Consider the following 12,903-nt stretch of genomic DNA (forward strand, 5'->3'; position numbering starts at 1 on the left):
ATCTGGCGATTTTTTGACCAAACGAGAACCCGCAGGAATGATGTCGTCCTTCTTTCGCCTGCTGTCCATCCTGGCGGCGGCGCTGCTGGTCAGCGCCTGCCAGGGCAATGCGTCGTCGCAACCGACGCCGGTGGTCGCGCCCCAGGCGCAGCCCGCCGATCCCTATGCCGAACTGCAGGAAACCCTGGCCGCCGGCAAGCTCGAACAGGCCGAGCAACAATGGCTGGCCCTGCGCAGCGCAGCCGCCGGCGACGAGCGCGTCGAAGCATTCCGCCGCCAGTTGGCCGAGGCCTACATGCAGCGCGGGGAAACCGCGCTGCGCCAAGGAGACCTCAACACCGCCACCAGTGCCCTCGGCCATGCCCGCGGACTGATGCCCAAAGCGCCGGCGCTGACCGCCGGGCTGGACGGTGCGATCAACCGCGCCAAGGTCGATCCCGCCCGCGCCGAGCAGGCCCGACGCATGCAGCAGGCGGCCCAGCAGCAGATGCAGCAGATCATCCAGACGCCGCCCGACGGCGAACTGAAGCCGCTGCCCGGCGCTCCCCACCTGATCGATCCGCAAGCGGCCAGCAGCGCCGTGCCCCTGCCGATGCTCGACGGCACCGGCCAGGGCGGGCTCGGTGCGGTGCTCGATGCGGTGGCCGCGGATGTCGTCGCCTACCGTTGCAGGGTGCATATCGAAGTGCGCCGGGACAGCGACTATCCGCTGGTTTCCGACCAGCTCCTGGCGCGGGTGAAGAAGCTCTCACCCGATTTCGACCTGCATCTCAGCCATGTCGTACAGGCCGACAAGCCGACCCGATTGATACTTACCCCCCGGAATTGAGGCCGGTCCAGCCCCGGCCGCAGCAGAAAGCGCTTGTCGGGAGCGAGCCAGACGCTTATTCCATTTCAATGTTTTTTCATCACCAATAAATATTAATAATGCATAAGAAAGCAAGGTAAAATGCTCGGTTTAGCTGACCGCCCATGCTTCCCGCCAAGCCCGTGCTCCAGCCGTAACAGCATCGCCGCACCCACAAGGTTCGCCCAGTGATCGAATTCCACGACGTCCACAAGACCTATCGAGTTGCCGGTCGGGAAATCCCCGCCTTGCAACCGACCCGCCTGAACATCCAGGCCGGGCAGATTTTCGGCCTGATCGGCCATTCCGGTGCCGGCAAGAGCACCCTGCTGCGCCTGATCAACCGCCTCGAGGAGCCCAGCGGCGGCCGCATCCTGGTCGAGGGCGAAGACGTCACCGCCCTCGACGCCGAAGGCCTACGCCGTTTCCGCCAGCGCGTCGGGATGATCTTCCAGCACTTCAACCTGCTGTCCTCGAAGACCGTCGCCGACAACATCGCCATGCCCCTGCGCCTGGCCGGCGGCTTCAGCCGTGCCGAAGTCGATGCACGGGTTTCCGAGCTGCTCGCGCGGGTCGGCCTGTCCGACCACGCGCGCAAGTATCCGGCCCAGCTCTCCGGCGGACAGAAACAGCGCGTCGGCATCGCTCGCGCCCTGGCCTGCCGGCCGAGCATCCTGCTCTGCGACGAGGCCACCAGCGCCCTCGATCCGCAGACCACCGCCTCGGTCCTGCAACTGCTGGCGGAAATCAATCGCGAGCTGAAGCTGACCATCGTCCTCATCACCCACGAGATGGACGTGATCCGTCGTGTCTGCGACCAGGTCGCGGTCATGGACGGCGGCGCCATCGTCGAGCAGGGCGATGTCGCCGATGTCTTCCTCCATCCGCAGCACCCGACCACCCGCCGCTTCGTGTTCGAGGCCGAACGGGTCGACGAAGACGAGCGTCACGACGATTTCGCCCACGTGCCGGGTCTCATCCTGCGCCTGACCTTCCGCGGCGAAGCCACCTATGCGCCACTGCTGGGCACCGTGGCTCGGCAGACCGGGGTCGACTACAGCATCCTTTCCGGACGCATCGACCGCATCAAGGACACGCCCTACGGCCAGTTGACCCTGGCCCTGGTCGGCGGTGACCTGGAAGCCGCCATGAGCCAGTTGAACGCCGCTGACGTACATGTGGAGGTACTGCGCTGATGGACTTCTTCGAAACCATGAGCTTCGCCAACATCGACTGGTACGAAATCTGGCTGGCCAGCGTCGACACCTTCTGGATGCTCGGCGGTTCGCTGCTGTTCACGGTGGTCCTCGGCCTGCCCCTCGGCGTCCTGCTGTTCCTTACCGGGCCACGGCAGATGTTCGAGCAGAAGGCGGTCTACACCCTGCTCTCGCTAGTGGTGAACATCCTCCGTTCGCTGCCGTTCATCATCCTGCTGATCGTGATGATCCCGCTGACCGTACTGATCACCGGTACCTCGCTGGGCGTCGCCGGGGCCATCCCGCCGCTGGTGGTGGGCGCCACGCCGTTCTTCGCGCGCCTGGTGGAAACCGCGCTGCGCGAGGTCGACAAGGGCATCATCGAGGCAACCCAGGCGATGGGCGCCAGCACCCGGCAGATCATCTGGAACGCCCTGCTGCCGGAAGCCCGGCCGGGCATCATCGCCGCCATCACCGTCACCGCCATCACCCTGGTCTCGTACACCGCGATGGCCGGAGTGGTCGGCGCCGGCGGGCTGGGCGACCTGGCGATCCGCTTCGGCTATCAGCGCTTCCAGACCGACGTGATGGTGGTCACCGTGGTGATGCTGCTGATCCTCGTCCAGATTCTGCAAACCGTGGGCGACAAGCTGGTGGTGCACTTCTCGCGCAAGTAAGCTTGCCGGCCAAGCCCAAAACCCTGAGCGCCGCGGTTATCCACAGCCGCCAGGAACACCTCGAAAGGAGTTGAAGATGAAAAAACTGCTTGCTGCTTTCTCCGCTGTCGCGGCGCTCGGCCTCACCGCCGCCCAGGCCGCCGAGTCCCTCACCGTCGCGGCCACCCCGGTGCCGCACGCGGAGATCCTCAACGTGGTCAAGCCGCTGCTGGCCAAGGAAGGCGTGGACCTGAAGATCAAGGAGTTCACCGACTACGTGCAGCCGAACGTGCAGGTCTCGGAAAAGCGCCTGGACGCCAACTTCTTCCAGCACCAGCCGTACCTCGATGAGTTCAACAAGGCCAAGGGCACCGACCTGGTCGCCGTGACCGGCGTACACATCGAGCCGCTGGGCGCCTACTCGAGCAAGTACAAGAAGCTCGACGAACTGCCTTCCGGCGCTACCGTGGTGATCCCCAACGACGCCACCAACGGCGGCCGCGCCCTGCTCCTGCTGGACAAGGCCGGGGTGATCAAGCTCAAGGACAACAAGAGCATCACCGCCACGCCGAAGGACATCGTCGACAATCCGAAGAACATCAAGATCCGCGAACTGGAAGCCGCGACCCTGCCGCGCGTGCTGACCCAGGTCGACATGGCGCTGATCAATACCAACTACGCCCTGGAAGCCAAGCTGAACCCGACCAAGGATGCGCTGGCCATCGAAGGCAGCGACTCGCCCTACGTGAACATCCTGGTCGCGCGGCCGGACAACAAGGACAGCGACGCCATGCAGAAGCTGGCCAAGGCCCTGCACAGCGCCGAGGTCAAGCAGTTCATCCAGGAGAAATACAAAGGCGCGGTGGTGCCGGCGTTCTGAGCCAAGCCGCGTAACCGCCCCTGGAAAAAGCCCGGTCTTCGACCGGGCTTTTTCGTTTCCGGCCCGGCCGCACGTCTGCCTGCCGTGCCACGACAGCGGTCATTCGGTCGTTTGCGGAGAATGTAGTGAAAAAAACATTCCGTCACATATTGAACAATCTGAAAAACTCACTACACAATCGACCCACCTTCGAGGATGCCCCATGCAAGAACTAAAACAACGCCTGGCCTCCCCGCCCGCCGAACTGACGCCCGCGGAGCGCAAGGTGGTGCGTGCCCTGCTCGATGACTACCCGCGCCTCGGCCTCGGTCCGATGACGCGCCTGGCCCGGCACGCCGGAGTCAGCGACCCGACGATCATGCGCCTGGTGAAAAAGCTCGGCTTCGCCGGCTACGGCGACTTCCAGGAAGCGCTGCTGGCCGACGTCGACGACCGCCTGCGCTCGCCGCGCACCCTGCTCGCCGAACGCCGCGAGCGGATGGGCCGCGACGACACCTGGGCGCGCTACCTCGACCAGGCTGGCCAGAGCCTGCAACAGACCCTCGGCCTGACCCGCCCCGATGACATCCAGCGCCTCGCCGACTGGCTGCTCGACAGCCGCCTGCGCGTGCACTGCCACGGCGGACGCTTCAGCCGTTTCCTCGCCGGCTACCTGGTCACCCATCTGCGCCTGCTGCGCCCGCAATGCCGATTACTCGACGACGGCGCCCTGCTCCCCGACCAGCTCTACGACCTCGGCCGCCAGGACCTGCTGGTCCTGTTCGACTATCGCCGCTACCAGAGCCAGGCCCAGCACGTGGCCCAGGCCGCCAAGGCACGCGGCACACGGCTGGTGCTGTTCACCGACATCTACGCCTCGCCGCTGCGCGAACACGCCGACCTGATCGTCAGTTCGCCAGTGGAATCCGCCTCGCCCTTCGACTCGCTGGTGCCGGCCATGGCCCAGGTCGAGGCACTGGTTGCGACCCTGGTGGCGCGCATGGGCGCGCCGCTCGACGAACGCCTGGAGGGCATCGACCAGCTCCGCAACGCGTTCAGCAGTCATCTTCTGGAGGAATGACCCGATGTTCAGCCTGCCCCACCACTCGCCGCGCGACCTGCCGTTCGGCCGCCGGCAGACCGCCATCCTGTTCGTCGACATGCAGCGCGCCTGGGTCGAGCCGGGGCGCGACCCGCACGTCGATCCGCAGGCGGCCGGCTACTTCTACGAGCGCGTGCAGAACCAGGTGATCCCCAACCAGCAGCGCCTGCTCGGGGCCATGCGCGCAGTGGACGAGAACGTCCTGCACACCGTCATCGAGAGCCTCACCGCCGATGGTCGCGACCGCTCGCTGGATCACAAGCTGTCGGAGATGCACCTGCCCAAGGGCAGCCCGGACGCCAGGGTGATCGACGCCCTGGAGCCGACCGCCAACGAGATCGTGCTGCCGAAGACCTCTTCCGGCGTTTTCAACTCCACCGCCATCGACTACGTACTGCGCAACCTCGGCACCCGCCACCTGATCGTCTGCGGGGTGGTCACCGACCAGTGCGTGGACATGGCCGTGCGCGATGCCGCCGACCGCGGCTACCTGGTCACCCTGGTCGAGGATGCCTGTGCCACCCATACCCCGGAACGCCACCAGGCCTGCCTGGAAGCGATCAAGGGCTACTGCTGGATCAGCGACACCGAGACCGTCCTGCAACGCATCGCCGCCCTCGGCCGGAGCAACCTGTGAACCGCCTGCAGCCGGTACGCCTGGTCAGCTTCGTCACCACCGACCTGGCCGGCATCACCCGCGGGCGCTCGCTGCCCCTGGCGACCCTGGAAGAGCAACTGGCCAGCGGTTGCGGCTGGGTACCGGCGAACAGTTCGCTGACCCCGCAGGACCTGATCGACGAGAGCAGCCCCTGGGGCAGCCACGGCGACCTGCGCCTGCTGCCCGACCCGAACAGCCGGGTGCGCGTCGAGCAGGGTCCCGACGCCGCTGCGCCGGCGCTCGACTACCTGCACGGCAACCTGGTGGAAACCGACGGCACGCCGTGGCCGGCCTGCCCGCGCGGCCTGCTGCTGGCCGAGGTGGAGCGCTATCGCGACAGCGGCCTGCAGGTCATCGCGGCGTTCGAACACGAATTCAGCCTGCTCGGCCTGCCCGGCGAGCGTCCGGCCGCGGCGTTTTCGCTGCAGGCCCAGCGTGCCGCCGGGCAGTTCCCCGGCTGGCTGGTCAGCGCCCTGGCCCAGGCCGGCACCGAGCCGGAGATGTTCCTCCCCGAATACGGCCAGCGCCAGTACGAGGTCACCTGCCGCCCGGCGCAGGGCGTGGCCGCCGCCGACCGCGCGGTGAACGTCCGCGAGGTCACTCGCGAAGTGGCGCGGCAGATGGGCCTGCGTACCTGCTTCGCACCGCTGCCGGCACCCGGCGCGGTGACCAACGGGGTACACCTGCACCTGAGCCTGCAACATGCCGACGGCAGCCCGCTGCTATACGAGCCCGGTCGACCCAACGATCTCTCCGAACTCGGCGAGCACTGGGCCGCCGGCGTGCTCGCGCACCTGCCAGCGCTGTGCGCGCTGACCGCGCCTACCGCCGCCTCCTACCTGCGCCTGAAACCCCACCACTGGAGCGCCGCCTACGCCTGCCTGGGACTGCGCAACCGCGAAGCGGCGCTGCGCATCTGCCCGGTGGTGAGCGTCGGCGGCAAGCCGCTGGGCAAGCAGTACAACCTGGAATTCCGGCCGATGGACGCCACTGCCTGTCCGCACCTGGCGATGGCCGCGGTGCTGATCGCCGGCCGCCTGGGCATCGAACGACGCCTGCCGCTGCGCGCCCTGGCCGATGTCGATCCGCACGGCCTCAGCGACGAAGAGCGCCAGGCCCGCGGCATCCAGGCCCTGCCGGCGACCCTCGGCGATGCGCTCGACTGCCTGCAGCGCGACGAGACGCTCTGCGCCGAGCTGCCAAAGCCGCTGCTGGACACTTACCTCGCCATGAAGCGCCACGAACTGGCACTGACGGCGGGCCTTTCCGACGACGACCTGTGCCGCCACTATGCCGAGCTTTACTGACAACCCCGAACTCGGCATCTACCAGCTGCCACCCTACCGCCTGCTCAACCCCGAAGGGCGCAGCCCGGTGGTCCTGGTCTGCGAGCACGCCAGCCGGCACATCCCGCTGGAGTTGCAGCGCCTCGGCCTGGACCAGGCCGCGGCGGAAGAACACATCGCCTGGGATATCGGCGCCCTGGCGCTGGCCGAAGAGCTTTCCCGGCGGCTCGACGCGCCATTGCTGGCGGCCGGCTACTCGCGCCTGCTGATCGACCTGAACCGACCGCTGGAGGCACCCGACAGCATTCCGCCGCACAGCGAGATCTACCCGGTTCCCGGCAACCGCGAGCTGTCCGAGACGGTGCGCCGCTATCGCCAGGATTGCCTGTTCCATCCGTTCCACCAGCGCCTGACGCAACTGCTCGGCGAGCGCCAGGCCGCCGGCGTGCCGACCCGCGTGGTCGGCGTGCACAGTTTTACCCCGGTGTACCACGGCAGACCCCGCCCGCTGGTTGCCGGGGTGCTTTATCGCAACGCCGGCGCCTACGCCGGGCGCATCCTCGACGGTTTGCGCCGGCACGGCCTGGAAGTCGCCGGCAACCAGCCCTATGCGATCGACCCGGCGGAAGACACTACCGTTCCGGTGCATGGCGACGCACGCGGTCTGGAAGCGGTGCTGCTGGAGATCCGCAACGATGGATTGCGCACGCCGGATGCGGTGAGCGCCTGGGCCGAGCGTCTGTATCCCTGGCTCTGATGCGATGACCGGCGCCGCCGGTCGCCAATAACGAGAAAGAGGCCCGCTTCGCGTGCGGCGCCGATAACGACAATACGCTGCCTTTTCCCGAGGAGCCCGTCATGGCCATCGAACAGTTCGGATACCGGCAACAGCTGCGCCGCAGCCTGTCCCTGAGCGACCTGATCATCTACGGGATGATCTTCATGATCCCCATCGCCCCGTTCGGGGTCTACGGCTGGGTCCATGCCGACGCCCACGGCATGGTGCCGATGGCCTACCTGGTGGGCATGCTGGCGATGCTCTTCACCGCCCTCAGCTACGGAGCCATGGCCAAGGCCTTTCCGATTGCCGGCTCGGTGTATTCCTACGCCCAGCGCGGCATCCACCCCCATGTCGGCTTCATCGCCGGCTGGGTGCTGCTGCTCGACTACCTGCTGATCCCGCCGCTGCTCTACGTGTTCAGCGCGCTGGCGCTGAACCACTTGTTCCCGGCGATCCCCAAGCTGGCCTGGATGCTGCTGTTCCTGGTCTCGGCGACCCTGGTCAACCTGCGCGGCATCACCTTCGCCGCCCGCGCCAACCTGTTGTTCCTGATCGGAGAGCTGGTGGTCCTGGCGATCTTCCTGGTGGTCGGCTACCAGGCGCTGGAAGGCGGCCTGGGCAACGGCCGGCTGACCCTCGAGCCGCTGTATCGCCCGGAGGCCTTCGATCTCGGCCTGGTGATGAAGGCCGCCTCGATCGCCGTACTGTCGTTCCTCGGCTTCGACGCCATCTCCACCCTCGCCGAGGAGGTCAAGGGCGATCCCGCGCGACAGATCGGCCGCGCCGCGCTGATCGCGCTGTTCATCATGGGCGGCATCTTCATCGCGCAGACCTGGCTGGCCACCGACCTCGCCGCCGGGATGAACTTCAAGTCGGCGGACACCGCCTTCTACGAGATCGCCGAAGCGGCCGGTGGCCAGTGGCTGTCGATGCTGACAGCGGTAGCCACCGCGCTGGCCTGGGGTGTCACCGTGTCGATCACCTCGCAGGCAGCGGTCTCGCGCCTGCTCTACTCGATGGCCCGCGACGGCAGGCTGCCGCGCGCGCTGGCCAGGGTCCATCCGCGCTACCAGACGCCGCACGTCAGCCTGTACCTGGTGGCGGTGCTGTCGCTGGGAATCGGCTGGGCCTTCCTCGACGCACCGGACGTGCTCACCTCACTGGTGAACTTCGGTGCCCTCACCGGCTTCTGCCTGCTGCACCTGAGCGTGATCAACCACTACTACCGCCGCCAGCGCTCCGGCCGGTGGTTGCGGCATCTACTGTTCCCGCTGGTGGGCCTGGCGATCATCGCCTACGTGCTGTACAGCATGAGCCTCGACGCACAGTTGCTCGGACTGGCCTGGATCGCGGTGGGGCTGGTCTACCTGGCGTTGCTGCAACGCGGCGGGCGCCAGGCGCCAACGGAGTTGGCCAAGGATCTCTGACGCCTCGCGAGGGCTGCTTCAGGCCGGCTCTTCGCCGACGAAATCGCTGCGGCTGAGGCCATGCCGCAGCATCTTTTCGTTGAGTGTCCGACGCGGCAGTTGCAGCAACTCCATCACCGCCTTGATGTCCCCGCGGCACTGGCCGAGCGCCTGGCGCAGGCACTCCGCCTCGAAGGCTTCCATGCGTTCCGCCAGCCCCGAGGTGAGGCCGCCGCCTTCCTCCGCGTCCCCGCGCTCCAGGCCGAGGACATGACGCTCGGCGGCGTTGGCCAGCTCGCGTACATTGCCCGGCCAGTCGTGGGCCATCAGCCGCGCCAGTTCCGCCGGCGCGGCGGGCTGCGGCTCGCGGCCGAGGCGCTGGCTGGCAACGCTGGCGAAATGTTCGAAGAGCAGCGGGATGTCCTCGCGACGCTCGCGGATCGGCGGCAGGCGCAGCTCGGCGACGTTCAGGCGATACACCAGGTCCTCGCGGAAGCGTCCGGCACGTGCTTCGGCCAGCAGGTCGGGCTTGGTCGCGGCAATCACCCGCAGGTCGACGTGGATGCTCTGGTTCGAGCCGAGCCGCTCCAGTTGCTGCTCCTGCAGGACGCGCAGCAGCTTGACCTGCTGCGCCAACGGCATGCTTTCGATCTCGTCGAGGAACAGGGTGCCGCCATGGGCATGCTCGAGCTTGCCGATGCGCTTGCCCTGCGCGCCGGTGAAGGCGCCGCTCTCATGACCGAACAGCTCGCTCTCGAACAGTTGCTCGGGAATCGCCGCGCAGTTCAGCGCCACGAACGGCTTGTCGGCGCGCGGCCCGAAGTCGTGCAGGCAGCGGGCAACCAGTTCCTTGCCGCTGCCGGTCTCGCCACGGATCAGGACGTTCACCGGGGTCGGCGCCAGGGCCAGAACCTGCCGGCGCAACGCTTCCATCGGCTTGGACACGCCGAGCAGACGCGCATCGACCTGGTCCTTGAGACTGGCCTGCTCCTTCAGGCGCCGGTTCTCCAGCACCAGGCGGCGCTTTTCCAGCGCGCGCCGCAAACTGCCGAGCAGGCGCTCGGGCGTGAAGGGTTTCTCGATGAAGTCGTAGGCACCCTGGCGCATGGCCTCCACCGCCATCGGCACGTCGCCGTGCCCGGTGACCATGATCACCGGCAGGTCGCGATCGACCGCCTGCAGGTTGGCGAGCAGTTGCAGGCCTTCCATGCCGGGCATGCGCACATCGCTGATGACCACCCCGGCGAAGGACTTGTCCAACGCTTCCAGGCATTCCTCGGCGCGCAGGCACAGGCGCACCTCGAAGCCGGACAGCTCCAGCCATTGCTGCACCGCTTCGCGGATCGTCGCTTCGTCGTCGACGAAGATCACCTGGTCGCTCATGTCGTTACGCTCGTGTCATCGGGGGCCGCCGGCAGGATCAGGCTGAACACCGCTCCCGCTTCGGCATTGGCGACCTGCAGGCGGCCGCCGAGTTCGTGGACGATCCCATAGGATACCGCCAGGCCGAGGCCGAGTCCCTCTCCCACCGGCTTGGTGGTGAAGAACGGATCGAAGACGCTGCCCAGGTGCTCGGCGGGAATCCCGCCGCCGTTGTCGGCGACGCTCAGCACCCAGTCGCCACCAAGCCGTTGCAGGGCCAGGCGGATCCATGGCCGCTCCTGGCCGGCAACGGCATCCAGGGCGTTGCGCAGCAGGTTGACCAGCACCTGTTCCAGGCGGATCGCGTCACCCATCACCCAGGCCGGCCAGAGCAGCGCCTGCTCGATCTCCACCCGTTCGGCGCGGATTCGCGGCAGCAACAACTGCTGCGCCTGTTCGACCACGTGACCCAACTCGATACGCTCGCGCAGGCCGCCGGCGCTCTTGCGCGCGAAGGTCTTCAGGTGGCCGGTGAGCGCGGCCATGCGTTCGAGCATCTGGTCGATGCGCGGCAACGCCTGGCGCGCCTCGTCGTGGCGTCCGGCGTCGAGCAGCAGGCGCAGGCTGGCCAGTTGCATGCGCTGGGCGGTGAGCGGCTGGTTGATCTCATGGGCCAGGGCCGCCGACATCTGCCCCAGGGCGGCCAGCTTGGCCGCCTGCACCAGGCCGTCCTGCGCGGTACGCAGGTCGGCGGTGCGCTGCTCGACCAGGCGCTCCAGCTCCTCCCGGCTACGTTGCCGCAGGCGGGCGATACGCCAGCGCTGGTGCAGGAACAAGCCGAGGAAGACCAGCGCCAGCCAGGTGCCGGCGGCGGCCAGGCGCGCGGTGGCGACGTCGTCCTGGATGCTCGCGGTGTCGCGCAGCAAGTGCAGGGTCCAGCCGTCGTTGGGCAGGTCCAGCGATTGCCAGAGGTAGTCCTTCTCGCCGTCGGCGCTTTCCACCCGCGCCAGACGGCTGTCTTCGCCGTAGCTGCGCAAGGTCTGGTGGCGCAGGGGTGTCAGGGGCTGGCGATCGTATTGCCGGGTCTCCGCCAGTTCGAAGCGGTCCACGGTATCCAGCGGTTCCAGTTCGCGGTAGCGCCAACCGGCGTGGTTGGCGAGGAACACGATGCCCTTGGCGTCGCTGGCCAGGACCAGGTCGGGGGTCTGGTTCCACTGCCGTTCCAGATCGGGAAACTCCAGCTTGACCACGATTGCGCCCAGGAAGCTGCCGTCCTCAGCGCGCACCGCGTGGGACAGGAAATAACCGGGAATCCCGCTGATCACCCCGACCGCATAGAAACGTCCGGAGCCTTGGGCGATGGTCTGGCGGAAATAGGGACGGAAACCGTAGTTGTGGCCCACGTAGCTGGTCGGCAGGTTCCAGTTGCTCGCCGCCACGGCCAGCCCGGTACGGTCGAGCAGCTCCAGGGTGGAGGAGCGGGCGGCCAGGTTGATGCTTTCCAGCTTGAGGTTGAGGCGCTGCTGCAACTCGCCGTCGATCGGCCCGGCCAGCGCCGCGCGCAGATCCGGATCCAGCGCGAGTACCGCCGGCAGGCTGCGGAAGCGTTCGATCAGGGTCTGCAGCGAGCCGGCGTAGAGGTCCAGCTGCTTGCGCACCTGTTCGCCCTCGGCGCGTAGCGCCTGCTGCCGCGCCTGGCGTCCCGCCCAGTCCATGGACAGCAGCAGGCCGCCGAGCAGCGGCAACAACAGCAGGAACAGGCGCAGCGGACGGGACAAGGACATCGGCGGATCGAAACGGCGGCGGGAAGCGGCGACGATAGCACGGCGCCCGGTTACACTGCGCGCCGTACGAGGAGTCTGCCCATGTCGCTATCCCCCTGGTCCCATTCCTGCTCCGCCGGTTTCACCCTGCGCGGCTGGCGCAGCGAACCGAGCGGCAAGCCGTTGCTGCATTTCCTCCATGGCAACGGCTTCTGCGGCCGCACCTACGAACCGATGCTGCGTCTGTTGGCGGAGGATTTCGACCTCTGGCTGTGCGACATCCAGGGCCACGGCGAAAGCGACCATGGCGGCCGCTTCCACGGCTGGAACCGCAACGCCGAGATGGCGGTGGAGGCCTTCGAGGCCGGGCGCGGTCCCTATGGCGATGTCCAGCGACTGGCCTGCGGGCACAGCTTCGGCGGCGTCCTCAGCAGCCTCGTCCTGGCCCGCCATCCCACCCTGTTCGCCCGCGCCGTGCTGCTCGACCCGGTACTGTTCACCCCGGCGATGATCGGCGTGATGGCACTTTCCGAGACCCTCGGCCTGCAATTGCGCGGCAGCCTGGCGAAGAAGGCGCGCCTGCGCCGCAGCCAGTGGCCCGATCGCGCAGCCGCCTACGCCGGCTTGCGCGGCCGCGGTATCTTCAAGGGCTGGACCGACGAGGCGCTGTGGGCCTACGTGGAATATGCGCTGAAGGAGAGCGACGGCGGAGTCGAGCTGAAGTGCCGGCCAAGCCGCGAAGCGGAGATCTTCAGCTCCTTCCCCAGGCGGCTGTGGCCGTCGCTGGGCAAGATCACCACGCCGACCCGCGTGCTCTACGGTGACCGCACCTACCCTTTCGTCGCCAAGTCGGTGGCGCGCTGGTGCTCGCTCAACCCCCAGGTCAGCGCCCACGCGGTGGTCGGCGGCCACTGCTTCATGCAGGAAGACCCGGCCGCTGCCGCCGAACGCGTACGCGACTTTCTCCTGCCCAATCCATGAACGCTC

General features: G+C 67.6%; 12 protein-coding genes. 10 read left to right on the forward strand and 2 right to left on the reverse strand.

The genetic code is table 11. The features are described from left to right. The first annotated feature begins 40 nt into the window (after positions 1-40). From VQ065_RS31430 to VQ065_RS31470, 9 genes are all read left to right on the forward strand, one after another. A complete protein-coding gene (locus VQ065_RS31430) occupies positions 41-829 on the forward strand; it encodes a PA5502 family lipoprotein (RefSeq protein WP_073657448.1) in 789 nt (262 codons plus the stop codon). Positions 830-1,035: 206 nt separating this feature from the next. Next, on the forward strand, positions 1,036-2,043 hold the full coding sequence (locus tag VQ065_RS31435) for a methionine ABC transporter ATP-binding protein (protein WP_003097002.1): 1,008 nt from the start codon (positions 1,036-1,038) through the stop codon (positions 2,041-2,043). After that, on the forward strand, positions 2,043-2,720 hold the full coding sequence (locus VQ065_RS31440; RefSeq protein ID WP_003097004.1) for a methionine ABC transporter permease: 678 nt from the start codon (positions 2,043-2,045) through the stop codon (positions 2,718-2,720). The genes VQ065_RS31435 and VQ065_RS31440 overlap by 1 nt, the downstream gene beginning before the upstream one ends. 76 nt (positions 2,721-2,796) lie before the next feature. Then, complete coding sequence (locus VQ065_RS31445) at positions 2,797-3,579, forward strand: MetQ/NlpA family ABC transporter substrate-binding protein (protein WP_003097007.1); 783 nt, start codon at positions 2,797-2,799, stop codon at positions 3,577-3,579. A 202-nt stretch (positions 3,580-3,781) separates the two neighbouring features. After that, positions 3,782-4,639, forward strand: coding sequence for a transcriptional repressor QapR (gene qapR, locus VQ065_RS31450; protein ID WP_003097009.1), 858 nt, complete (start codon positions 3,782-3,784; stop codon positions 4,637-4,639). A 4-nt stretch (positions 4,640-4,643) separates the two neighbouring features. Next, positions 4,644-5,297 (forward strand): isochorismatase family cysteine hydrolase, encoded by a 654-nt coding sequence (locus VQ065_RS31455; protein ID WP_003097010.1) that lies wholly within the window; start codon positions 4,644-4,646, stop codon positions 5,295-5,297. After that, the gene (locus tag VQ065_RS31460; RefSeq protein ID WP_003097012.1) at positions 5,294-6,625 is read left to right on the forward strand and encodes a glutamine synthetase family protein; all 1,332 of its coding nucleotides are present in this window, start codon (positions 5,294-5,296) and stop codon (positions 6,623-6,625) included. Before VQ065_RS31455 ends, VQ065_RS31460 begins: the two co-directional genes overlap by 4 nt. A gap of 67 nt (positions 6,626-6,692) precedes the next feature. Then, complete coding sequence (locus VQ065_RS31465; RefSeq protein ID WP_073660292.1) at positions 6,693-7,361, forward strand: N-formylglutamate amidohydrolase; 669 nt, start codon at positions 6,693-6,695, stop codon at positions 7,359-7,361. 101 nt (positions 7,362-7,462) lie between these two features. Further along, on the forward strand, positions 7,463-8,812 hold the full coding sequence (locus VQ065_RS31470; protein WP_003097016.1) for an APC family permease: 1,350 nt from the start codon (positions 7,463-7,465) through the stop codon (positions 8,810-8,812). Between the two features lie 18 nt (positions 8,813-8,830). Here VQ065_RS31470 and VQ065_RS31475 read toward each other — a convergent pair whose 3' ends face one another. Together VQ065_RS31475 and VQ065_RS31480 are read right to left on the reverse strand one after the other, a co-directional pair. Then, positions 8,831-10,174 (reverse strand): sigma-54-dependent transcriptional regulator, encoded by a 1,344-nt coding sequence (locus VQ065_RS31475; RefSeq protein WP_003097018.1) that lies wholly within the window; start codon positions 10,172-10,174, stop codon positions 8,831-8,833. Further along, positions 10,171-11,937 carry a sensor histidine kinase gene (locus VQ065_RS31480; protein ID WP_003097020.1) on the reverse strand — a complete coding sequence of 589 codons (1,767 nt, stop codon included), beginning with the start codon at positions 11,935-11,937 and terminating at the stop codon, positions 10,171-10,173. Before VQ065_RS31480 ends, VQ065_RS31475 begins: the two co-directional genes overlap by 4 nt. 81 nt (positions 11,938-12,018) lie before the next feature. Here VQ065_RS31480 and poxA point away from each other — a divergent pair, with 81 nt between their 5' ends. Continuing rightward, positions 12,019-12,897, forward strand: coding sequence for an alpha/beta hydrolase PoxA (gene poxA, locus VQ065_RS31485; RefSeq protein WP_003097022.1), 879 nt, complete (start codon positions 12,019-12,021; stop codon positions 12,895-12,897). Positions 12,898-12,903: the final 6 nt, after the last annotated feature.

Source organism: Pseudomonas sp. KBN10P06128, assembly GCF_037574945.1.
GTDB classification, from domain to species: domain Bacteria; phylum Pseudomonadota; class Gammaproteobacteria; order Pseudomonadales; family Pseudomonadaceae; genus Pseudomonas; species Pseudomonas aeruginosa.